Raw genomic sequence first — 21427 nt, forward strand, 5'->3', positions numbered from 1 at the left:
TGACACGCAGCGGCGTCGATGCGGCTACCGGCGCTAGCTCCTGAGCAGGCTGCCCAGCGGAGGACGGGGTGACCGCGGCCTGGGCCGCCGGAGTAAGGGGCGTGAGCGTCACGGCTGCAGCAGGCCAGGCTTCTGGCCATTCTGATGGACTGGCTCAACCTTAAGCGTCGGGACTGGAGTTGGGGATCAGCGCGCCGCTTGGGCCGCCTGGCTGCGGCGCCGGCTCTCGGCCATGGCCCTGAGGATCAGGGCAGGATCGAGCCAGCGACCCTGATGGCGGATGCCCCAGTGCAGATGGGGACCTGTGGTGCGGCCACTCATGCCCACATGGCCGATCAGCTGGCCGGTTCGGACCGCCTGGCCTGACCGCAGCTGCACAGGGCCGCTGCGGTAGATGCCGCCGGAGCCGGATCCGGCCAGGTGGCAATAGATGTGTTCATAGGCACCGGAGCGGATCACCAGGCCCACACCGCAGGCGCCATCGTGGATCACATCTGTTACAACGCCGCCCCACCAGCTGTGGATCCCTGAGCCCATCGGTGCGGCGATGTCGAGGCCGTAGTGGGGCTCGCTCCAGCCGCCGGAGCGCACCCGCAGGCCGAAATGGCTGGTGTAGCCCGAAAAACTGGCCACAGGGAAGGCTCCCTGCTGCCAGCGGGTGCGGTTGCTGGCCCCCGCCGGACGATCCACCGCCGCGTTGATGCACAGGCCTGCCAGCAGAGCACCGCTGAGCCCACGGCGAGCCATGACGGGCCACCGCCAAGAACCGGCTGCGGCGCGGAAGCGGAACAACTGCTTAGAGGAGACCAATGGCATGGAGGGGACCCCGACCACTGAGCAACTCCAGCAGGAACGCGGAAAATCCCACCATGGCCAGCCGGCCGTTCCACACCTCCGAGCTGTTGTTCCACCCCCAGGCCCACTTGTCCTGCGGATAGAGCTTCACTGTGGTGGACAGGGCCGCCGCCTGATCGAGGTTCACCTCGGGGCCTGCCATCGACTGCTGCACCAGATCCGCCAGACCCGAGATGAAGGTGGGATCGATATCCAGGGCCGGAACCCTGCGGAAGTTGGTGATGCCCGATTCGGTGGCGATCTCGCGATATTCGATATCGATTTCCTCAAGGGTTTCGATGTGCTCGCTCACGAAGCTGATCGGCACCACCACCAGGTCTTTGACCCCCTGCTCCCCCAGCTCATGCAGGGCTTCATCGGTGTAGGGCTTCAGCCATTCCACCGGGCCGACCCGGCTCTGGTAGGCCAAGGTGAAGGGATTGCGGTGGCCCAGCCGCTCCGCCAGGCGATCCATGATCAGGGCCGCGCAGGCCTCGATTTCCTGCTGGTAGGGATCACCGGCCTCCTCGACATAGCTCTTCGGAACACCATGGGCACTGAAGAACACATGGGCGCTGGCGGGATCGGGGCAGGCCGCCACCTGCCGTTCAATCAGGCCGGCCATGGCATTCACGTAGCCGGGGTGGTCGTAATAGCTGCGGATGCAGCGGATCGGCAGGTGGGCGAAATCCGGATCGCTCTGGCGCAGACGCTGCAGCTCGCGAAAGCTGGAGCCACTGGTGCTGATCGAGAAGTGTGGATAGAGGGGCAACACCACGACTTCGTGGATGCCATCGGCCTTCATATCCGACACGGCGGATTCGGTGAAGGGATGCCAGTAGCGCATCGCCACGTAGGTGGTGGCCTCCAGGCCCCGCTGGCGCAGCACGCTCTGCAGCTCGCGGGCCTGCTGTTCGGTGATGCGGCGCAGGGGGGAACCACCGCCGATCGAGCGGTAGGCCTCCCGGGATTTGCCACTGCGCAGGGTGCTGATCAGCCAGGCCAGGGGCTTCTGCAGCGCCGGCGTCGGCAGGCGGATGATCTCCGGATCGGCAAAAAGGTTGTAGAGGAACGGCCCCACATCCTGGATCCGCTCCGGTCCGCCCAGGTTGAGCAGAACCACGCCCACCTTGCCGCGCCCCTCGGCACAGCCGCCCTCCTGTCTGGTTCCTGCGCCCGTGCTGGTCTCGACCGGGCTGCTGTCGACCTGAGTCATGCCCGGCGAAAAGCGGCGAAAGACGAGGTCGAGCGTAACGCTGTCCCTTTGCCTCTGGTGTCGCGGCAGTCGGATCGGTAAGTTCAGCGCCCGCCACCGCAGGATCAACCGTGGATCCCGCCCTTCAGGAGCGCATCCTCCGCCGGAACGCCCTGATGGCCAGCAGCGGCATCGCCCTGCGGCTGGAGGCCCGCGGCCAGCGGCTCGGCCTGCGGGGGCCGCTGCCCTGCCGCAACGGCGACGGCATGCGGGTGCAGCGGATCAGCCTCGGTCTGCCCTTGAGCGAGGCGGGCCTGGAGGAGGCCGAGCAGCAGTTGCGGCAGGTGGTGCAGGAGCTGCAACACCAGCGTTTCCGCTGGGATGACTGGAGCAGCGCCGGTAGGGATCGCCCCAGCCAGGCAGCCCCATTGAGATCCGTCAAAACCGGAGCCAAGCCCAGCGTGCGGTCGATCGGCAGTAGCCAGGCAACCGCCGCTGCCACCGGTACGACCACGACATCCAGGCGCCGCGCCACGGCGCGGCAGGAGAGCGCACGGCTCCGCCGACAAAGCCAGTCCCAGCCCAGCAGCGCCAACAGCCGCACCATCGCCAGCCGGATCACCGCACCGACCACCACAGCGACGATCGGGGGGATGGAAGCCCTGATCGATGACTTCGAAACGGCCTTCTTCAGCGATCCGAAGCGGCGGCGCAATCCCGCCGGCAGTCGCACCACCTGGAGCAGCGCCTACCAGCCCTACCTGCGGCGTCTGGCGGTCCTGTGCAGCAGCGACGGAGCTTCATCAGGCCGCCGGTGCGTTCTGGATGCGGCCCTGCTCGAGCAGGTGCTGGACAGCTACGCCCCCACCAGCCGCAGCCGCCAGCAGTGCGGCACCGCCCTGGCCGCCCTGGCGCGCCACCTGGACCTGGACCTGCCGGCGGACTGGACCGAGCGCGCCGCCGGCTACGGCCTCCACACCGCCCAGTTCCGCCATCTCCCCAGTGACGCGCAGGTGCAGCAGTGGGTCGAGCGGATTCCCAATCCCGGCTGGCGCCTGGCCTACGGACTGATGGCCACCTACGGGCTGCGCAACCACGAAGTGTTCTTCTGCGATCTCTCGGCCCTGGCCCCCGGCGGTGATCGGGTGCTGCGGGTCCTGCCCACCAGCAAGACCGGCGAGCACCAGGTGTGGCCCTTCCAGCCCGACTGGGTGGAGCGCTTCGGGCTGGAGCGGCTCGTGCTCGAGCCGGAGGCCCTGCCGAAGGTGTGCACCGACCTCCGCCGCACCACTCTGCAGCAGGTGGGTCGGCGAGTCGCCGAGCAGTTCCGCCGCTATGACCTGCCGCTCACCCCTTACGACCTGCGCCATGCCTGGGCGGTGCGCACGATCCACATCGGCCTGCCGGACACGGTGGCGGCGCGGATGATGGGCCACTCGGTGGCGATCCACACCCGCACCTATCACCACTGGATCACCCGGCGCGATCAGCAGCAGGCGGTGGATGCGGCCCTGGCCCGCAGCCGCTACGGCCAGCAGGCCGCCTGATTCAGCGCGCCTGATCCAGACCACCTGATTCAGACCGCCGCCGCCTTCCGCCACAGTGGGCCCAGTCCTGCGGTCCCACGACCAGCGCATGAGCGATCCGGCAGCCTCCTCGACGACGCCCGATGCGAGCAGCCTCGATCAGGTGGCCGCCGAGCTGGGTCCAGGCGGCGACCTGGCCCCCGAAGCCGACCAGGAGTCCTACCGCCGCCGCATGGCCCGCCGCCAGGAAGTGCAGCGGCAGCGCGTCGGAGAGCGCAACCTCGAAAAGGGCCTGGTGCTGGTGTTCACCGGCGACGGCAAGGGCAAGACCACCGCAGCGCTGGGGCTGGTGCTGCGCACCCTCGGCCACGGCGAGCAGGTGGCGGTGGTGCAGTTCATCAAGGGCGGCTGGCAGCCTGGCGAGGCCAAGGCCCTGCAACTGTTCGGCGAGGCCCTGGCCTGGCACGCCCTGGGAGAGGGCTTCACCTGGGAGACCCAGGACCGGGAACGCGACCGTCAACTGGTGCAACAGGCGTGGCAGCGCTCCCTCACCTACCTGGCGGACGGGGGGCGCAAGCTGGTGGTGCTGGATGAGGTGAACGTGGCTCTCAAGCTGGGTTACCTCTCGATCGAGCAGGTGATCGAGGGCCTGGCCCAGCGCCCGCCCCTCACCCACGTGGCCCTGACGGGCCGGGGGGCGCCACCAGCCTTGCTGGAACGGGCCGATCTGGTCACGGAGATGAAGCTGGTCCGCCACCCCTTCCGCGAGCAGGGGGTGAAGGCCCAGGCGGGCATCGAATTCTGAGCCTGTTTCCGTCGGGTGACCGAGGTCAGCCCAGGTCCCGCTGCAGCGGCGTCAGAGCATGCAGCAGCACTGACAGACCGCTGACCAGCACAGCACGATGCACCTCCGGTTCACTCCAGAAACCCGGCTGGTCGTTGCCCCGCTCCAGGGCTGAGAGAGTGAGCCGGGCCAGCACGGCGCTGGAGCGCGGTGCCTGGGGATCGCTGGCCATCGGGCACGGGGCGAAGGACGGAGCCGAGGACCTCTGGGGCCGCATGGAACCAGCACCACACTCAAGCCTTCCTTGGATCGGGGTTGGCATGGTTGCTACGGTGCGGGCGATTGTGGATGTCGATGGCCTACAAGCGCGTCCTCCTGAAGCTCAGCGGCGAGGCGCTGATGGGCGACCAGGGTTATGGCATCGATCCCGCCATCGTTCAGTCGATCGCCAGGGATGTGGCCGAGGTGGTGGCCAGCGGCACGGAGCTGGCCATTGTGGTGGGCGGCGGCAACATCTTCCGGGGCCTTAAAGGTTCCGCCGCCGGCATGGACCGGGCCACCGCCGACTACGTGGGCATGCTCGCCACCGTGATGAATGCCATCACCCTGCAGGATGGCCTCGAGCAGGCCGGCATCCCGACCCGGGTGCAGAGCGCCATTTCGATGCAGGAGGTGGCGGAGCCCTACATCCGTCGCCGTGCCATCCGACACCTCGAAAAGGGCCGGGTGGTGATCTTCGGGGCCGGCTGCGGCAATCCCTTCTTCACCACCGACACCACCGCCGCCCTGCGGGCGGCGGAAATCAATGCCGATGTGGTGTTCAAAGCCACCAAGGTGGACGGCGTCTACGACATGGATCCGGCCAAGCACCCTGACGCGGTGCGCTACGACACGCTCACCTTCCTGGACGTGCTCAGCGGCGAACTGGAAGTGATGGACAGCACCGCGATCGCGCTGTGCAAGGACAATGCCATCCCGATCGTGGTGTTTGACCTGTTTGGTGCGGGCAACATCGGGCGGGCCGTTTCAGGCCAGTCGATCGGAACCCGTATCGTTCCCTCGCGTTGACCACTGTTGTGCTGAGCATCACCGTGCGCTGAGCACCGTGGCGTGACCTTCGCGCCGTTTCGACTGCATCCCTTCTGCGTCATCCCGTCATGGATCTCGAAGCCAGCATGCGCAAGTCGGTGGAAGCCACCCAGCGCACCTTCAACACCATCCGCACCGGTCGGGCCAACCCCTCCCTGCTCGACAAGATCAGTGTGGAGTACTACGGCGCTGAAACTCCGCTGAAATCGCTCGCCACGATCACCACCCCCGATTCACAGACGATCCAGATCCAGCCCTTCGACAGCGGCTCGATCAGCCTGATCGAAAAGGCGATCGCCATGAGCGATCTGGGGCTAACCCCCAACAACGACGGCAAATCGATCCGCATCAACATCCCACCCCTGACCGAGGATCGGCGCAAGGAATTCTGCAAGCTCGCCTCAAAATACGCCGAGGAGGGCAAGGTGGCCTTGCGCAACATCCGCCGCGATGGCATTGACCGGATCAAGAAACTGGAGAAGGAGGGAGAGTTCTCTGAGGATCAGAGCCGAGACGAGCAGGAGAAGGTGCAGAAGCTCACCGACCGCTTCATCAGCGAACTGGAGAAGCATCTGACCACCAAGGAAGCTGAGATCCTCAAGGTCTGAGGGCTGATCCTTTGACGCGTGATGCCGAGGTGATCGTGCTGGGGGCTGGCGCCGCCGGCGCCGCTGCTGCCTTCCATCTCAGCCACGCCGGCCGCCGGGTGCTGCTGTTGGAGCGCCAGAGCTGGCCGCGGCCCAAGGCCTGTGGCGGCGGCATGGCCGCATCGGTGCAGCGCTGGTTCCCCTTCGATCTCAGCCCGGCGGTGGACCGGGTGATCCGCCGGGTGCGCTTCACCTGGAATCTGGAGGATCCTGTCACGGCCGAGCTCCCCGGAGAGGCGCCGTTCTGGATCGTGCGCCGCCAGCGGCTTGATCAATATCTGGTCGAGCAGGCGGTGGCGGCGGGCTGCAGCCTGGAGAGCCGCTGGAGCGCGAGCGACGTGAGCCGCCATGACTCCCTCTGGCAGGTGCGCAGTGACGACGGCCGCCTGGTACGGGCAAACGCCCTGGTGATTGCCGATGGCTCCACCTCCGCCTTCAGCGCACCGCTGGGGCTGGGCCCGGCCCGGCCCCGCTTTGCCACCACCCTGGCCGCCGAGGTGGATCGAACCACCCAAACCCCGGCAGGCGAAGCCAGCGCCCATGACGATGACACCGCCCATTTCGAGTTCGGCCTGGTGCACCACGGCTTCTGCTGGGCCTTCCCCCGCCAGGGGGGCATGAGCCTGGGGGTGGGTACCTTCATCGGCCGGGACCCGGCCGACCATGCGGCCGTGCTGGAGCGGATGCTGCCCAGCCTCGGCTATGCGGCCACGGCCGGTGAGCGCCGTGGCGCTCCCCTGCGCGTCTGGGACGGCCACCACCGCCTGCATGGCGATGGAGTGATCGCCGTGGGAGATGCCGCCTCACTCTGCGATCCATTCCTGGCGGAAGGGCTGCGACCGGCCCTGATGAGCGGCAGCAGCGGCGCCGCCTGCCTGGAGCGCTGGTTGGCGGGAGACACCAAGGCTCTCGGGGCCTACACCAGCCAGATGCGAGCCGACTGGGGCGAGTCGATGGCCTGGGGCCGGCGGATCGCCCAGGTGTTTTACCGCTTCCCGCGGGTGGGCTATCAGCTGGGGATCAAACGCCCTACCGCGCCGCAGCGCATCGCCCAGATCCTTTCAGGATCGATGGGCTACGGCGACATCGCCCAACGGGTGATCCGCAGGTTGCTGCTGCAACAGGGCTGAAACAGAGCTGACCCGGCGCAGCACATCCGAAGGAACTTGAGAGCCTCTGGCGTACAGCCTCGACAGCGCCAGGCTCCATGGCCGGGCCAGCTGGCGTGATCAGGGCTTGATGCAGTCTTTGAGGTGCCGCAGCCGCTGATCGATCGAGCCGAGCAGCTCAATGGCGAACATGGGAGATTCCTGCACCGCAAACAGGAACTTCTCCCGGTTCATCACCAGCAGCCTGCAGGGACTGAGGGCACGGGCATTGCCATAGCGGCGGTGTTCGTGGGTGACGAGCGCGCCGGCCCCGAACACATCACCGGCCTCGATCTGCTCGTGGCCGGTGTCCCCATTCCAGCTGAGCTGGACCGTGCCCTCCAGAACGCCGAACATGCAGTCGCCGGATTCGCCGGAGCGGAAGATCAGCTCACCCTGGGGAACGGAGACCACCTCGCCGGTGCTGGCCAGGGCGCGCATCGTATCCAGGGCGTTCACAGAAAGCAGGGAGAAGTGACTCCACAGTGTCGCTGATGCCGGGCCCGATCGGGTTAACGGTGCCTCAAGGCCGGCGACTGGAGACGCGGCAGGAGTGACTCACTCCCTCAACGACTCAGGGCCAGCGCGGCTCCCAGACCGCCGCGCACATCCTCAGGGGCGAGCCGGCCATCGCTGTCGGTGTCGAGGGCATCAAACACCGCATCGCTGCCGAGCCACTCCTCACGGGTGATGCAGCCATCGCCATCAAGATCGTTGAGCAGGAAAATCTCCTGCACCGCATGGGTGAAGGCAGCTCCGCCCTCCAGCACCGCCAGTCGGTGGGCCAGCTGGGCCTCCAGAGTTTCGATCGCCTTGGAGAAACCGCGGATGCCCTCATCGAGCTTCTCGGAGGCCATGGGGTCCTCCGCCAGCATGGCGCGGAACCCCGCCTCATCCAGGCTGATGCGCGGCTCACTCGGCGCCGGATCGCTGCCGTTGAGCTTGCGGGGCAGCTCTGCCTCGGTGCTGCGCAACTGATCCAGCAGGGCCGGTGAGATCGTCAGCAGATCACACCCCGCCAGCTCAAGAATCTCGTCCAGGTTGCGGAAGCTGGCTCCCATCACCTCGGTGCGGTAGCCGTAGGTCTTGAAGTAATTGAAGATCCGTGTCACCGACACCACGCCGGGATCCTCGGCACCGGGGTAGTGATCGCGACCGGTTGATTTCTTGTACCAATCCAGGATGCGCCCCACGAAGGGAGAGATCAACGTGACGCCGGCTTCAGCCGCTGCCACAGCCTGGGCAAAGCCGAACAGCAGCGTGAGATTGCAGTGGATGCCGTCCTTCTCCAGCCGCTCAGCAGCCTGGATGCCCTCCCAGGTGGAGGCGATCTTGATCAGCACCCGTTCGCGACCAATCCCCGCCTGCTCGTAGAGACCGATCAGTTTGTGGGCCTTGGCCACCGTGGCCTCGGTGTCGTAGCTGAGGCGGGCATCCACCTCGGTGGAGACACGACCAGGCACGATCTGCAGAATCTCCTTGCCGAAGGTGACGCAGATCTCGTCGAGGGCTTCGTTCACCACCTCCTCGGCCGGAGCCTCCGCGCCGATCACTGCCCGCGATTCCTGCAGCGAGCGGTCGATCAGGTTCTGGTAGGTGGGAATCTGGGCCGCCGCCAGGATCAACGACGGGTTGGTGGTGGCATCCCGCGGTGTGAACTGTCGAATCGCATCGATGTCGCCGGTGTCGGCGACCACCACCGTCATGGCGGCGAGTTGATCCAGGAGATTGGCCATCGGATATCGTCCGCTCCCTGAAGGCTAGCCAGACCCCTAGCAGCGGCCTGAGCCACTTGTGGGAATGGCCACAGGCCTGATCAGCCCGATCCCACGGACCTCAGGCGGCGGGCCTGGCAGTGGCCGCGGCGGCGGCGGCCGGCTTGCTGGGGGGGATCTTCTCCAGCACCAGCAGGGCCTCCATGATCTGGCGCGACACCGGCAGGGCCACGGTGGAGCCATAGGCGTTAGCGCCCTGGGGTTCATCCACCACCACCAGGACGGCAAAGCGGGGATCCTCGATGGGCAGCACCGCGACAAAACTGCAGATCCGGGCGCCCGGGATGTAGACGCCATTGCGGGCCTTCTGGGCCGTGCCCGTCTTGCCACCGATGCGATAGGCGGCGAGCTTGGCGCCCTTGCCGCTGCCCTTCTCCACCACCGATTCCATCCAACCCAGCACGACCTTGGTCACAGCCGGATCCAGGAGTTGGACGCCGGAGCGCGACGCCGGGCTGGCCAAGGCATCACCGGAACGAAGTCCCCGGGTGATGTGGGGACTCACCAGCCGGCCACCATTGGCCAGCATGGCGTGCATCTGCAGCAGCTTCAGGGGCGTCAGCGAGAACCCCTGACCGAAGGACGCCACAGCCGGTTCGATCGGATGGGAGACGAACTGCTGGCGATCCTTGAGCTGGCCGGCCACCGCACCAGGCAGGTCGGTGTCTGGCACCGCATCGATGCCGAGCGTATGCAGCCAGTGCCAGAAGCGATCACGCTTCACCAGCGCCATGGCATTGACCATCCCCACGTTGCTCGACACCTGCAGCACGGTGGGGAAATCGATCACCCCGTTGGCCCGCTTGTCGTGATTGAAGATCGGCCAGCCGCCAATCGTGAGGGAGCCGCTGTCGTTGACCCGTCCGTTGGGATCGATCGCCTTCTCCTGCAGGGCCAGGGCCAGGTTGATCGGCTTGAACGTGGAACCCGGTTCATAAAGATCCTGCACCGACCACTCGCGGAACAGACCGGGGTTGAACTTCCAGAATTTGTTGGGGTCATACGTCGGCGTGGACGCAAGGGCCAGCAGCTCTCCGTTGCGCACATCCATCACCAGGGCCACCCCCCGCTTCGCCTTCCACTGCTTGACCTGCTTGCTGAGGGCCTGCTGGGCCACCTGTTGCAGGCGGGCATCAAGGGTCAGCTGAAGGCGCAGATCGTCGCCGTAGAGCACGCCAGCCTGCAGACCCTCCGGCAGGGGGGTGCCATCGGCGCCGCGTCGCATGCGCAGCACCGCCTCATGGCGCTTGAGATCCCGGTCGCGGCTCTGCTCCAGGCCGGCCTGCGGCACCCGCTCCAGGTTGAGGAAGCCCACCACATTGGCGAACAAGGAACCCTGGGGATAGAGCCGCTGTGGATAGGCCTCGAGATCCAGGCCGCTGATGCCCAGTTCCCGGACCCGCTCGGCCGTGTCAGGGTCGAGATCGGTGGCCAGCTTGACTCCGCTGCGGCGGCCACCGATACGGTCTTCCAGGCTGGCCGGAGGCACGGCCAGCACTGGAGCCAGGCGCTCGATCACGTCGGCTGGGGGCCTCAGCTTCTGGGGATCGTCACCCGGGAGGTTGAAGTACCGGGGATGGGCCCAGAGGGTGTAGCGCTCCTCATCCAGGGCCACCAGACGTCCGGTGCGATCCACGATGGTGCGGCGCTTGCCGATCGGCACCTGGGAATGGGTCTGGATAGCCCGGGCTTTGGCCTGCAGCCGGGGCGAATCGACCACCTGCAGCCAGGCCAGTCGTGCCGCCAGACCAGTGAGGCCAACAGCCAGGATCAGATAGACGGACAGCAACCGGCCTGGGGAGATCGGATGCAGATCAACCACCCGACCCGGGGGGCGGCGACGGGGGCGGAGATCGGTCGAGGATGCCGCCATGGGAGGGATCGACGCTGCAGAGACCGGTGAGCCGGAACGTTCAGTAACCAGACGGGATGCGATCGATCTGGATACTGGCCAAGAGTGGCAGGCCCCGTCGTCCAGCCTCTGCCTGGGGAGCTGGCAGATAGACCAGTTTCTCACTGCTGGTGGGTTCGACAAGGCCTGGAGTCCTGGCCACACCGAGATGATGCTGTTCCAGCACAGCAGTGGCTTCCTGGAGGCGATGCTCCAGCACCTGAGAGGTCTCCAGTTCCTGATAGCTACGGGCCCAGTGGGCCTGCCAGTAGAGAGTGAGGGCACTCAGGCCGAGCATGGCCACACCCAGACCGAGCAAGGCTCCGTCACTTGCACGGTGAAGGCCCGCCAGCCAAGGGGAGCGGCGTGCGATCCGGGTCGGAGACATTGATCCCTGGATCAGCTCCAGAGATCGCCGGATCGGGGCTCGCCGGAGGGGTTTGGGGGAGGAGGGGGAGGCGAGCAAAGCCTGGATGGAATCTGCGCAAGTGAACCATTGAACAGGGGCACTCGCAAGCTGTGGCGGCGCCATCCGCAAATCGGCACAGCACAGCCCGCTCCAGGCTCAGCCCCCAAGCAACAGCAGGTTGGAGAAGGTGAGGGCATTCCAGAGGCCATGCATCAGGACGCAGGCCCCGAGCCGGCCGCTGCGCAACCGCAGCCAGCCCAGCCCCAGACCCAGCACAAACAAGGGCGCCAGCTCGCCCAGGCTGAGGTGGGCCAGGGCGAAGAGGGCCGCACTGCCGAGCACGCCTCCCGTACCACCGAGACGCCGCGCCAGGACCGGCAGCAGCACGCCTCGGAACAGGGTCTCCTCGAACAGAGGTGCCAGCACCATGGCCGTCGCGGCAAAACAGAGCAGCGCCGCAGAGTTGCCGCTGGTGAGCACCAGCTCCAGCAGAGGATTGCTGCCGCTTGGATCACTCCAGATCCACTGCAGGATCCAGCCGGTCAGGGCCACCACCGGCAACACCATCACCAGGTGGGAGGCGGCCCAGCGGAGGCTGAGGCTGAGCGGCCGCCAGCGCCACTGCAACCAGCCACCCTCCGGTACAGGTCCCAACCCAGCCAACAGGACAGCGAGCAGGGTCAGGGGGGCGGCCATCAGCCCCAGATAGAGCCCGAGCACCTGCAGCCCCTGGCCCAAAGCCAGGTCCACCCCGAGTGCGGCCACTGCGGAGCTGAGCAGCGGGCCGAGCAGCAGCGGGGTGAGCACTTCACCCAGCAGCACGAAACCACCGGCGATCAGCAGGGTCACATCCACACCGGAGAGGGTGGGGCCCTGCAAGGGGGGAAGGGGCGCCTGGCGACCACGCCAGGCCAGCCACAGCTGCCGCACCAGCAGGGCCAGTCCGAGCAGCAACAGCAGAGCGGGCAGCAGGTTGATGCCGACCAGCCGCCAGAGGGCTCCACGGGCAGGGCCCGCCTCCAGGCATCGCAGCGGCCGATCCTCGGCATCAGCGCTGAGCTGCTCGCAGCCCAGGCGCCGCAACAGCGGCGAGGGTGACCACGGCTCCAGCAGAGTGGCGATCAGGTCGTCGGGCGTCAGGGCGGCCAGCAGGGCGGGATCAGCGACCGCCAGAGCCGAAGGGCTGGCCGCCGGTTCCTCACCGGGCCGGGAGGGGGAGGGAGACCCCAGCAGGGCATCGAGCAGGGGGCGCCGGGAGGGGGGAAGCTCGGCGGTTGCGCGTAAATCCTGCAGCAACGCCCGGGCCTGGGCGTCGTCGCCGCGGCCACGCTCAAGCAGGGCCCACTGCAGGCGCAGCTGCGGAGCGGTCAGTCCAGCCGTGTCGCCATCGAGGCGTTGCAACTCCCTCCGCAACGCTTCCAGCGGATCGGCCCCCACCAGCAGGGGCTGCAACGGAGCGGGAACCGCCGGCGCCGCCAGAGCAGCCAGCTCCAGCTGGCGCAGATCGAGGGCGGTGGCCACCGACGGCCGCTGCAGGCTGTCGAGCAGGCCGTTGAACCAGACCAGGGCACTCAGAGCCAGGCTGAGGAACGCCAGGGCGGGCTTCCAGGTTGCGGAGGACGGAGCCATGCAGTGCGCCGGTGGCCCTGGGATTCTGGTCTGCAGGGGCCGCACACCCCCCGCGACCTGGCTCCCGACCCCTCCCATACGATGGCCGCACCTGCGCCACAGCTCCGTGTCCCTCCGGTTGGTTCTGGTCCGTCACGGGCTGAGCACCTTCAACACCGAGCACCGCATTCAGGGACGCGACGATCTCTCCAGCCTCACCGCCGAGGGCCACGAGCAGGCCCGCCGCACCGGTGAGGCCCTTCGGGATCTGCCCCTCGCCGCCGCCTACTGCTCCCCCCTCAGCCGGGCCCGTGACACGGCCCGAGAGCTGCTGCAGGCGCAGGGCACGTCCCTGCAGGCCACAGCGAACGACGGGCTGCTGGAAATTGATCTGACCCCCTGGACCGGCCTGCTGCGCAGCGAGCTGAGGCAGACCTTTCCCGAGGAGGAACGCCGCTGGCGGGAGGCGCCCGAGACCCTGGAATTCAGCCGCCCCGACGGCAGCTGTTACCGCCCCCTCGAGGAGCTGATGGTCCAGTCCCGGGACTGGCTGAACGGGTTGCTTCGGGATCACGCCGAGGCCGTGACCAGCGCCAGCACGAGCACGGTGCTGGTGGTGGCCCATAACGGCATCCTGCGCTGCCTGCTGCTCACCCTGCTGGGCCTGCCCGCCCGTGAGTTCCGCCGACTGCGCCTCGATAACGCCTCGGTGTCGGTGCTGAACCTGAGCGGCTCGGCCAGCGATCCGGAGGTCCAGATCGAGTCGCTGAACGGCACGGTTCATCTCGGCCGCGGCCTGCCGGCCAAGGGCGATGGACCGAGGCTGCTGCTGGTGCGCCACGGCGAAACCGACTGGAACCGCCAGGGGCGTTTTCAGGGCCAGATCGATATTCCCTTGAACGCCAATGGCCTGGCCCAGGCCCAGGCCGCCAGGTCCTTCCTGGCGGATCAGAGCCTGCAGCGGGCCTACACCAGCTCGATGTCACGGCCGCGTCGCACCGCCGAGGTGATTCTCGAAGACCATCCCGGTGTGCCGCTCACCAGCACCGACGGGCTGGTGGAGATCGGCCATGGCCTCTGGGAGGGCTGTCTCGAAGCCGAGATCGCTGAGCGCTGGCCGCAGCTGCTGGCTGACTGGAAACGGGCACCGGAGACGGTGCTGATGCCGGAGGGGGAAACGATCCAGCACGTGTCGGATCGCTCCCTGCACACCTGGGACGTGATCGCCGCCAGCCTCGATCACGAGGAAACGGCCCTGGTTGTGGCCCACGACGCCGTCAACAAGACGATCCTCTGTGGCCTGCTGGGCCTCCGGCCGGCTGACATCTGGGCGATCAAGCAGGGCAACGGTGGTGTGACCGTGATCGACTATCCCCACGGCGTGGCGGCAGGAGCGGTGGTGAGCTGCCTCAACCTGACCGCCCACCTCGGCGGGGTCCTGGACCGCACCGCGGCGGGAGCCCTCTGATCCGGCCGATGGTGCGCCATCTGCTGGAAGGAGTGACGCTGCTGCCAGGCCCGCAGCAGCAGCCCAGCACCACCGACGTGCTGCTCGAGGACCGTCGCCTGGTGGCTGAGGGCGATGAGGCCCGCCGTCTCCTGCCTCTGGCACCCGTTGTGCGTGTCGACGCTGGCGGCTGCTGGCTGGCGCCTCCCCTGGTGGATCCCCACAGCGTTCTCGAAGATCCATGGGACGGCCGCGCCGAAACCCTGAGCAGCCTGGCTGCGGCAGCCGTGACTGGGGGCTATGGCACCGTGGCCCTGCTGCCGCGTGCCCACGACTGGCGCGACCGGCCCGAGCGCCTGAAGCTGCACTGGCCAGAGCCCCTGCGCCTGCGCCTCTGGGGCAGCCTCAGTCTCAAGGGTGCCGATCAGGATCTGGCCCCCCACGCCGATCAACTGGCCACCGGAGCCCTTGGCCTGGCCGGCGATGACCACCTGCCTCCCCTAGCGCTGCTGGAGAGCAGCTTTCGGCTGGCGGAGATGGCCGAACGGCCGGTGCTGCTGGCTCCGCGGGAGGCCCAGCTGACGCGTCAGGGGTTTGTTCGGGAACGGGTGGAGGGCCTGCGGGCCGGCTGGCCCCTGGATCCGGTGGTGAGCGAAACCCTTCCCCTTCAGACCTTACTGGCCCTTGGCGAGGCCCATCCCTCAGCCCGACTGGTGCTGATGAACCTCTCCACCAGCGAAGCGGTGGAGCAGCTGCGCCGCCATCGCCAGCCACCGCCGGCGACGGTGAGCTGGTGGCACCTGCTGGCCGACAGCGGCCGTCTCGATCCAAGTGATGAAGGCTGGCGGGTGGTCCCCTCCCTGGGCAATCCGGCCGATCGGGAGGCCCTGATCGCAGCCCTGGCGGAGGGATTGATCACGGCGGTGGCAGTGCAACACCAGCCGCTTGATGCCGAGGAACGGCTGCTGCCGGTGGATCAGCGACGCGCCGGCGTGGCCGGCCATGGGCTGGCCCTGTCCCTGCTCTGGCAAGAACTGGTCGTGGGCAGGGGCTGGACCGTGGCGGAGCTCTGGCAGGTGCTCTGCTGGGGTCCGGCTGCCCTGCTGGGGGAACAACCCGAGAGCCTGATCCTCCCCAGTGACCGCTGGATTCTGTTCGATCCTGCAGCGTCCTGGAACTGGGACGGTGGGAGTTGCCGGTCGCTGGCCGCCAACCAGTTGCATTGGGGGCAGCCCCTGGTGGGACGGGTGCGGGCCAGCGGACTCATGGATCCTGCGGACTGGTGCCTGATGGGCTGAGGCTGCCCATCTGATCAAAGGGGAAGAAGCGCCAGAACGCCCGGCCGATGATCTCCTTCTGGGGCAGGAAGTTGCCGCCGGGCCAGAAGCGACCATCCCAGCTGTTGGCGCGGTTGTCGCCCAGCACCAGAACGTGGCCAGGCGGCACCACGATGTTGAGGGTGCGGCAGGGGCCGATGCCCTGGCTGTCCACGGGGCAGTAGTTGTGCACGTAGGGCTCGTTCAGCCTCTTGCCATCGATGAACACCTGACCGCGGGGATCCACCGCAACCCGATCACCCGGCACAGCCACCACCCGCTTGATGTAGGCATCGCAGGCCGGCACCTGCAGGCCCGGCAGGGTGCCGATGAAGGGCAGGTTGACCAGGAGGCAACGGAGTGGATTGGGGGAGCTCTCGCCGGTCAGGACCGGATCAAAGTGATAGGGGGAATGGAACACCACGATCTCGCCGCGACGTGGTTCGCGGCTGCGGTAGGAGAGCTTCTCCACCAGCAGGCGATCCTGGATCTGCAGGCCCGGCAACATCGACCCGGAAGGGATGTACCGGGCCTCCATCAGAAACTGGCGGATACCCAGGGCCACCGCCAGGGTGATCAGCACACTGCGCCAGAAGGCCCAGGGGTTCTCGGCCGCATGCGGATGGGGCGTTTCATCCTGAACAGCGGGTGGATCGGGCCGCGCCCCAGGAACGTCATCGTCGTTGGGCGGATGGGGTAGGGGATCGCTCAATGCACTCATCGACGGCGGCGGCTTGGCCCGAGGAAGGCAGATTAGGCAGAGATCGGCCCGCTGCCCCTTCATGGCACGACCCCGCTGGCAAGCTCAGGTCCCACGCCCCCGCAGCACCCTCGCCCTGGCGTGGGATCGCTTTGTGGCCCTGTGGGCAACGGTGAATCTTCTGTGGGTGGCCTTTGATCTCACCTACATCCCCCTGCGCAATTTCTGGCTGCAGCGCAATCTGTATCCACTGCAATCCCTGCCCCTGCGGGTGCCGGTGCCCTTTCTGCCGGATCTCACCCCCCTGGTGGATCCGATCAAGGGCATCGAACCCCACCGCGAAACCCAGGCCTACCTCGATCAGTTCGAGCGCCTGGATCACTCCCTGCAGACCGGCGCATCCCCAAAGGGAAGCTCACCAGCAGACAGCTTCAGCGCTGAGCAGCGGCGGCTGCTGGCGAAGCAGGTGAAGCTGACGCAGCAGATGATCGACAGCAATCCCTTCCTGGCCGCCAACGCCTCCGGCACACTCGAGAAGATCAAGAATCTGCTGCGGCAGCGGGCCGACGAGACCTCGGCCAAACAGGCCTCGGCCGAACTGCTCGATCCGGCCTGGCTGAGCAGCCACCCCTGGGCCACGGAGCGGGTCTTCTGGCGGGAGCAGCTCCTGCCCCTGGTCGCCACCAACTATTGGCGGTCGATCGACGAAAACGGCCGCCCCACCGACCACTTCTGGTTCTACGACCTGGTGCTGTTTCAGAGCGTCTTCGCCCTGGACATCCTCCTGCGCTGCCTGCGGATCCGGCGGCGACTGCCCGGGCTGAGCTGGAGGGATGCGCTGCTGCGACGCTGGATTGATCTGCCCTTGCTGCTGCCCTTCTGGCGCTGGCTGCGCCTGGTGCCTGTGGTGGAACGCCTGCAGTCCAGCGGCCTGATCAACATCGAGCCGCTGCGGGCAGTGATCAGCCGCGGGGTGGTGGCGATGCTGGCGGTGGAACTGTTTGAGGTGCTGTCCCTGCAGCTGGTCGACGGGATCCAGCAGCTTGTGCGCTCGCGGCGGTGGCCTGAGCGGCTTCGGGCCCTGCGCAGCCACCAGAGCGTGATCAGCCCCGACGAACAGGAACTGGTGGAGCTGGTGCGCATCTGGGCACCGCTGCTGCTCAACCAGGTGGCGCCCCGGTTGGAGCCAGAGATCCAGGGAGTTCTGGGGCATGCCCTGCAGCAGAGCCTGCAGAACACGATCGTGCCGGGGCCGCTGCGGCGGATTCAGCTGCTGATGCAGATGGAGCAGGGACTGAGCCGGCAGCTGGCCAACGGCATGGTGGAAAGTCTGCTGGACGTCTCCCGAGGCACCGGCGAGCGTCTGCAGCGCCGGGATGATCTACAGCTGGAGCTGCTGCAGCGCTTCATCGACCGCTTCTGGGAAGAACTGGCCTCCGCCCTCGAAAATGGGGAGGCACTGCTGCGATCCCAGGCGCTGCTCTGCTCGCTGCTGGAGCAGCTGAAGCGGACCTACCTCGGCCAGATCAACCGAGCCAGCATCGAGGCCCTCATCGAGGAGCTCGAAGAAATCACCCTGCCATCCTCACTGGCTGGCCATGACGGAACCATTCAAGGAGCAGGAGGCGTTGAGACTGATCCAGGCGACACAGGCAGACAGGGGCAGAATCCGAAGCGCGGAGGACGGTGACGACTGGATGGCTGCCTGCCCATGTCCACGACAGAGCCTGAACCACAGGGAGCCTGAGCCTCAGGCATCCAGACAGAAGGTCTGCCACTCTTCAAGCGAGAAGCCGGTCAGGATCCGCCCGTCGCCGCGCACCAGGAAGGGCCGCTTGATCAGCTTGCCATCCGCTTCCAGGGCATCAAGGGCAGCCTCATCATCCATGGCCTTGACAGCCGCTGCACCGAGAGCCCGATAGCTCTGCCCACTGGTGTTGAACAGGCGACGGCGACCGAGCTGCTCCAGCGCCGCCGCCAGTTCCAGGCGTGTGGGAGGGGTGAGGGTGATGTCCAGCAGCTCAGGCTTGAGGCCCTGGCTGGCCAGCCACTGCTGGGCCTTGCGGCAGGTGGAGCACTGGGCATAGGCGTAGAGACGCCAGCCGCTCACTTCTTGCCGACCAGAGCCTTGAGTGCACCCACCAGGCTGTTGGAGCCCTTGCCCACGCCTGCATCAGGGCGGGTACGGACGGTCACGTCCCCGTTGACGGCCGTGCGGCAGCTGAGGCGGTAGTTCGCCGGACGATCAGCCAGGTACACCTCCTCGACATCACTGCGGGGGGAGAGATTGCGCTGGCCCTCGAGCACCTCGACCACGCAGGTGCCGCACTGGCCAAGGCCGCCGCAATTGTTGACGTTGTTGAGGCCCTTGTAAGGGTTGATGCCCGCATCCAAGGCTGCCTTACGAAGATTGGCTCCTTCGATGCAACCGACCTGCTGGCCTTCGCGTTCAAAACGGATGGTGGGCACGGTCGATCCGGGGGGAATGGGCGCCGCCCAACTTAGGGCACCCACCGCAGCATCCCCTGCAGTTACGGCCCGCCTGAAACGGAGTGTTGAGGAGGCAAAGCGCCCGTAGCATCGCGGCTCACCCTCCAATCCGCACCAGCCGTGGTCGAGGAACGCCAGAGCGACACCAGCCACCCGGCCGATAATGACGGTTACGAGCGGGTGGTCCAGCGGCTGATCCCGGGTTACGCCAGCCTGGCCCGCCTGGCCGTGGCCCTGCTGGCAGCCTCGCCCTTGGCCAGCCGTGAGGGAGCTGCCATCCTTGTGGCCGGCTGCGGTACGGGTTCCGAACTGCTCGAAGCCCAGGCTCAGCGACCCGATTGGAGCCTCACCGCCACCGATCCCTCCGCCGAGATGCTGGCCATCGCCCGGGGCCGGCTCTTAGGCGGCGGCAGGATCGACTGGCGCCAGAGCACGGTTGAAGCACTTGCCGAGGACGAGGCGTCGCAGGGACGCTTTGCCGGCGCCCTTTCGGTGCTGGTGTTGCAGTCGCTCCCTGATGACGGCAGCAAGCTGGCCTTCCTCAGCGCCCTCTGCCGCAGCCTGCAGCCGGGCGGTCAGCTGGTGCTGGTGGATCGGATGCAGCCGGAGCGTTCCCCCTTGCGGAAGCAGGTCGAGGCTGCCTGGATCGGCTTCCAGGAGGCCAGCGGCCTTGATGCCGCCGCCGAGGAGCTGGCGCCTCTCACGGAGCAGACCCACCCGATCGGCCTGGCCCGGCTCGGCGCCCTGGTGAACGCGGCGGGATTCAGTGATCCTGCCCGGATCTTTCAGGCTCTCAACTACGAAGGCTTCCTGCTGCAGCGAGCACGTTGAGGAAGTCGTGATACAGCCCCCACCCGCTCTCAGGGATCCAGGGATGGAACCGAGATGGGGGTGTTGGCAAGCTGGGCAGCTTCCATACAACGCTGCAGCAGAGCGGGTACTTCCACCACATCCAGCCAGCCGGTGATGGTGGTTTTGCGGCCCTCGATACTTTTGTAAGTGCGGAAGAATTCAGCCACATCCTCCAGCTGATTCGGTGAGATCTGGCGGATACTGCGCACGCCAACCTGACGCGCATCGGCAGCCGGCACGCAGAGCAACTTGCCGTCGTTGGCACCACAGTCGATCATGTCGAGGATGCCGATCGGGCGCGCAGTGATCAAACAACCGGCAAAGGTTGGCTCTTCCATGATCACCATGGCATCGAGCGGAGCGCCATCCTCCGCAAGGGTGTTGGGGACGAAGCCATAGTCGAAGGGGTAGCGCACCGAAGAGTGCAGCACCCGGTCGAGGGCCATGATGCCGGCCTCCGCGTTGTACTCATATTTGTTGCGACTGCCGGCCGGGATCTCAACGATCAGATTGACCAGTCCTGGTGCCGGACAGGCCGCCAGTTTGCTGAGATCCATGGCCCGTCTCGCGCAGGGGGATTGTCACGGCAGGCCCTGGAGCCGCGGCGGAAGGCAGCCAGGTGGGCCGTTGAGCCATCACGCTACCGAGGGGCACGAGAACGGTGGCAAGGGCGATGGTGAAGCCCAGAATGGGAGAGAGAGAGAGCTGGATCAGCCCCGGACTGGGGGGCTCCTCAAGGGATTCCTGACCGGTATCGAGACCGTCTTGCTTCTGATCTTCAGGAGTGGTCTGGAGCAAGGCCCCGATCAGTGAGGCGGTGGCAGGAGGAGGATGGTCCATGAAAAAGCGGAACCCACGAGCAAGTCAGCCGCGGCCGGAGGGGCAACTGACCTGAAGGGCCCTACCTGCGGCGACGGCTCAGCTGCGGAACTCATGGCACTGCCCTAAGGAGGGAATGAGGAGCCGCAGCAGCTGGAGCACAGGAAGGGACGAACGGCCTGAGGGGTCCTGAAGACGGGGATGAAAGAAGGAACAGGAATCTTACGTCTCCCTGCAGGCAAGCGATGCATCCAGTTTGGCAACAACTCAAGCGCCTCATTTGAGTCCGCCGATTGAGCCAGTGCAGCTTCTGGCTCTGCGGATGTCACTACGGCAGATGTCGACGATGACGGATCGCTGGCGATTCCTCAGGCTGCCGGTCGCGCCTGATCAAAGCTGTCGCGGTGGGCAGGCGCAGGCAGGGGGGCTGAGCCCTCCTCGAACGCATCGAGACGGCTGCGGATCGCGCGCAGCTCATCGAGAATCGATGTGAGCAGCTGCTGGGTCGCGGTCGACGGCGAGTTGAGCACCTCCACGGTCACCTCCTTGATCCTCAGGACATCCCGGGCGAAGCGAGCCACCTCATGGGGATGGAACAGCAGCGGATCCTTCTGGTCGCTTCGGTACTCGGGATTGAGCTTGCGTGGATTGAAGGGGGGATTGAGGTTGCGCGGATCGGTGTTGGTGTAGCGATAGACCGAAGCCCTTGAACGGTTGAGCGCCTTCTGGACCTCATCAATGCCGATCAGTCCCTCCGGGGTAATCGCTGCAGCGGCCCCTGCGGCAGGCGGCTCCTGTTCGCTGGCGGGGCGATCAGGCCCGGACGCGGCCGGAACATATCCAGATGGAGCCACTGCCCCATAACCCACCCCTCGGGGCGGAGAAGGGGGAGTTGCA

At 66.9% G+C, this 21427-nt stretch carries 22 protein-coding genes; 9 read left to right on the top strand and 13 right to left on the bottom strand.

The genetic code is table 11. The features are described 5' to 3' along the window. Positions 1–186: 186 nt before the first annotated feature. Together H8F26_RS00250 and hemH are read right to left on the bottom strand one after the other, a co-directional pair. Positions 187–747 (bottom strand): M23 family metallopeptidase, encoded by a 561-nt coding sequence (locus tag H8F26_RS00250; protein ID WP_197156645.1) that lies wholly within the window; start codon positions 745–747, stop codon positions 187–189. 49 nt (positions 748–796) lie between these two features. Then, complete coding sequence (gene hemH, locus H8F26_RS00255; protein WP_197156647.1) at positions 797–2050, bottom strand: ferrochelatase; 1254 nt, start codon at positions 2048–2050, stop codon at positions 797–799. 110 nt (positions 2051–2160) lie between these two features. On the opposite strand from hemH, the gene H8F26_RS19095 reads away from it, so the two are divergent. Next, on the top strand, positions 2161–3576 hold the full coding sequence (locus H8F26_RS19095; RefSeq protein WP_231605372.1) for a site-specific integrase: 1416 nt from the start codon (positions 2161–2163) through the stop codon (positions 3574–3576). Positions 3577–3664: 88 nt separating this feature from the next. Continuing rightward, entirely contained in the window at positions 3665–4360 is a 696-nt protein-coding gene (gene cobO, locus H8F26_RS00265; protein ID WP_197156649.1) for a cob(I)yrinic acid a,c-diamide adenosyltransferase, read from the top strand. Between the two features lie 25 nt (positions 4361–4385). On the opposite strand, the gene H8F26_RS00270 is transcribed toward cobO, so the two are convergent. After that, a complete protein-coding gene (locus H8F26_RS00270; protein ID WP_197156651.1) occupies positions 4386–4571 on the bottom strand; it encodes a hypothetical protein in 186 nt (61 codons plus the stop codon). Positions 4572–4693: 122 nt separating this feature from the next. Between H8F26_RS00270 and pyrH the strand changes: the two genes are divergently transcribed. The 3 genes from pyrH to H8F26_RS00285 all read left to right on the top strand — a co-directional run bounded on the left by pyrH (position 4694) and on the right by H8F26_RS00285 (position 7205). Continuing rightward, positions 4694–5407, top strand: coding sequence for a UMP kinase (pyrH, locus tag H8F26_RS00275; RefSeq protein ID WP_197156653.1), 714 nt, complete (start codon positions 4694–4696; stop codon positions 5405–5407). Between the two features lie 89 nt (positions 5408–5496). Beyond that, entirely contained in the window at positions 5497–6036 is a 540-nt protein-coding gene (gene frr, locus H8F26_RS00280; protein ID WP_197156655.1) for a ribosome recycling factor, read from the top strand. A gap of 11 nt (positions 6037–6047) precedes the next feature. Further along, positions 6048–7205, top strand: coding sequence for a geranylgeranyl reductase family protein (locus H8F26_RS00285; protein ID WP_197156657.1), 1158 nt, complete (start codon positions 6048–6050; stop codon positions 7203–7205). 99 nt (positions 7206–7304) lie between these two features. Here H8F26_RS00285 and H8F26_RS00290 read toward each other — a convergent pair whose 3' ends face one another. From H8F26_RS00290 to H8F26_RS00310, 5 genes are all read right to left on the bottom strand, one after another. After that, entirely contained in the window at positions 7305–7682 is a 378-nt protein-coding gene (locus H8F26_RS00290) for a Crp/Fnr family transcriptional regulator (protein WP_197156659.1), read from the bottom strand. A gap of 107 nt (positions 7683–7789) precedes the next feature. After that, positions 7790–8959, bottom strand: coding sequence for a transaldolase (locus H8F26_RS00295; RefSeq protein ID WP_197156661.1), 1170 nt, complete (start codon positions 8957–8959; stop codon positions 7790–7792). 100 nt (positions 8960–9059) lie between these two features. After that, positions 9060–10871 carry a penicillin-binding protein 2 gene (locus tag H8F26_RS00300; RefSeq protein WP_197156663.1) on the bottom strand — a complete coding sequence of 604 codons (1812 nt, stop codon included), beginning with the start codon at positions 10869–10871 and terminating at the stop codon, positions 9060–9062. A 40-nt stretch (positions 10872–10911) separates the two neighbouring features. Then, positions 10912–11277, bottom strand: a complete 366-nt coding sequence (locus H8F26_RS00305) for a hypothetical protein (protein WP_231597990.1) — start codon at positions 11275–11277, stop codon at positions 10912–10914. Positions 11278–11454: 177 nt separating this feature from the next. Beyond that, positions 11455–12927 (bottom strand): CPBP family intramembrane glutamic endopeptidase, encoded by a 1473-nt coding sequence (locus H8F26_RS00310; RefSeq protein ID WP_197156666.1) that lies wholly within the window; start codon positions 12925–12927, stop codon positions 11455–11457. Positions 12928–13033: 106 nt separating this feature from the next. On the opposite strand from H8F26_RS00310, the gene H8F26_RS00315 reads away from it, so the two are divergent. Together H8F26_RS00315 and H8F26_RS00320 are read left to right on the top strand one after the other, a co-directional pair. Continuing rightward, positions 13034–14374 carry a histidine phosphatase family protein gene (locus H8F26_RS00315; protein ID WP_231605373.1) on the top strand — a complete coding sequence of 447 codons (1341 nt, stop codon included), beginning with the start codon at positions 13034–13036 and terminating at the stop codon, positions 14372–14374. Between the two features lie 8 nt (positions 14375–14382). Then, positions 14383–15651 carry a dihydroorotase gene (locus H8F26_RS00320; RefSeq protein ID WP_197156670.1) on the top strand — a complete coding sequence of 423 codons (1269 nt, stop codon included), beginning with the start codon at positions 14383–14385 and terminating at the stop codon, positions 15649–15651. Here H8F26_RS00320 and lepB read toward each other — a convergent pair. Then, positions 15617–16390 carry a signal peptidase I gene (lepB, locus tag H8F26_RS00325; protein ID WP_197156672.1) on the bottom strand — a complete coding sequence of 258 codons (774 nt, stop codon included), beginning with the start codon at positions 16388–16390 and terminating at the stop codon, positions 15617–15619. The genes H8F26_RS00320 and lepB overlap by 35 nt on opposite strands. A gap of 61 nt (positions 16391–16451) precedes the next feature. Here lepB and H8F26_RS00330 point away from each other — a divergent pair, with 61 nt between their 5' ends. Beyond that, the gene (locus H8F26_RS00330) at positions 16452–18059 is read left to right on the top strand and encodes a hypothetical protein (protein ID WP_231605374.1); all 1608 of its coding nucleotides are present in this window, start codon (positions 16452–16454) and stop codon (positions 18057–18059) included. 60 nt (positions 18060–18119) lie between these two features. Here H8F26_RS00330 and H8F26_RS00335 read toward each other — a convergent pair whose 3' ends face one another. Both H8F26_RS00335 and H8F26_RS00340 read right to left on the bottom strand, forming a co-directional pair. Next, positions 18120–18479, bottom strand: coding sequence for a Spx/MgsR family RNA polymerase-binding regulatory protein (locus H8F26_RS00335; protein WP_197156674.1), 360 nt, complete (start codon positions 18477–18479; stop codon positions 18120–18122). Further along, entirely contained in the window at positions 18476–18838 is a 363-nt protein-coding gene (locus tag H8F26_RS00340; RefSeq protein ID WP_197156676.1) for a 2Fe-2S iron-sulfur cluster-binding protein, read from the bottom strand. The genes H8F26_RS00335 and H8F26_RS00340 overlap by 4 nt, the downstream gene beginning before the upstream one ends. 141 nt (positions 18839–18979) lie before the next feature. Between H8F26_RS00340 and H8F26_RS00345 the strand changes: the two genes are divergently transcribed. Continuing rightward, positions 18980–19690, top strand: coding sequence for a class I SAM-dependent methyltransferase (locus tag H8F26_RS00345; RefSeq protein ID WP_197156678.1), 711 nt, complete (start codon positions 18980–18982; stop codon positions 19688–19690). A gap of 29 nt (positions 19691–19719) precedes the next feature. Here H8F26_RS00345 and H8F26_RS00350 read toward each other — a convergent pair whose 3' ends face one another. Together H8F26_RS00350 and H8F26_RS00355 are read right to left on the bottom strand one after the other, a co-directional pair. After that, entirely contained in the window at positions 19720–20268 is a 549-nt protein-coding gene (locus tag H8F26_RS00350) for an inorganic diphosphatase (protein WP_197156679.1), read from the bottom strand. A gap of 630 nt (positions 20269–20898) precedes the next feature. Continuing rightward, positions 20899–21294, bottom strand: coding sequence for a hypothetical protein (locus tag H8F26_RS00355; RefSeq protein ID WP_197158870.1), 396 nt, complete (start codon positions 21292–21294; stop codon positions 20899–20901). Positions 21295–21427: the final 133 nt, after the last annotated feature.

This window comes from Synechococcus sp. CBW1006 (genome assembly GCF_015840525.1).
Taxonomy (GTDB): Bacteria; Cyanobacteriota; Cyanobacteriia; order PCC-6307; family Cyanobiaceae; genus CBW1002.

What these genes read in the sequence shown, in the direction of transcription:
- H8F26_RS00250 (WP_197156645.1), bottom strand. Translation starts at nt 747, where the DNA reads ATGGCTCGCCGTGGGCTCAGCGGTGCTCTGCTGGCAGGCCTGTGCATC.
- hemH (WP_197156647.1), bottom strand. Translation starts at nt 2,050, where the DNA reads ATGACTCAGGTCGACAGCAGCCCGGTCGAGACCAGCACGGGCGCAGGA.
- cobO (WP_197156649.1), top strand. Translation starts at nt 3,665, where the DNA reads ATGAGCGATCCGGCAGCCTCCTCGACGACGCCCGATGCGAGCAGCCTC.
- H8F26_RS00270 (WP_197156651.1), bottom strand. Translation starts at nt 4,571, where the DNA reads ATGGCCAGCGATCCCCAGGCACCGCGCTCCAGCGCCGTGCTGGCCCGG.
- pyrH (WP_197156653.1), top strand. Translation starts at nt 4,694, where the DNA reads ATGGCCTACAAGCGCGTCCTCCTGAAGCTCAGCGGCGAGGCGCTGATG.
- frr (WP_197156655.1), top strand. Translation starts at nt 5,497, where the DNA reads ATGGATCTCGAAGCCAGCATGCGCAAGTCGGTGGAAGCCACCCAGCGC.
- H8F26_RS00295 (WP_197156661.1), bottom strand. Translation starts at nt 8,959, where the DNA reads ATGGCCAATCTCCTGGATCAACTCGCCGCCATGACGGTGGTGGTCGCC.
- H8F26_RS00300 (WP_197156663.1), bottom strand. Translation starts at nt 10,871, where the DNA reads ATGGCGGCATCCTCGACCGATCTCCGCCCCCGTCGCCGCCCCCCGGGT.
- H8F26_RS00305 (WP_231597990.1), bottom strand. Translation starts at nt 11,277, where the DNA reads ATGTCTCCGACCCGGATCGCACGCCGCTCCCCTTGGCTGGCGGGCCTT.
- H8F26_RS00310 (WP_197156666.1), bottom strand. Translation starts at nt 12,927, where the DNA reads ATGGCTCCGTCCTCCGCAACCTGGAAGCCCGCCCTGGCGTTCCTCAGC.
- H8F26_RS00320 (WP_197156670.1), top strand. Translation starts at nt 14,383, where the DNA reads ATGGTGCGCCATCTGCTGGAAGGAGTGACGCTGCTGCCAGGCCCGCAG.
- lepB (WP_197156672.1), bottom strand. Translation starts at nt 16,390, where the DNA reads ATGAGTGCATTGAGCGATCCCCTACCCCATCCGCCCAACGACGATGAC.
- H8F26_RS00330 (WP_231605374.1), top strand. Translation starts at nt 16,452, where the DNA reads ATGGCACGACCCCGCTGGCAAGCTCAGGTCCCACGCCCCCGCAGCACC.
- H8F26_RS00350 (WP_197156679.1), bottom strand. Translation starts at nt 20,268, where the DNA reads ATGGATCTCAGCAAACTGGCGGCCTGTCCGGCACCAGGACTGGTCAAT.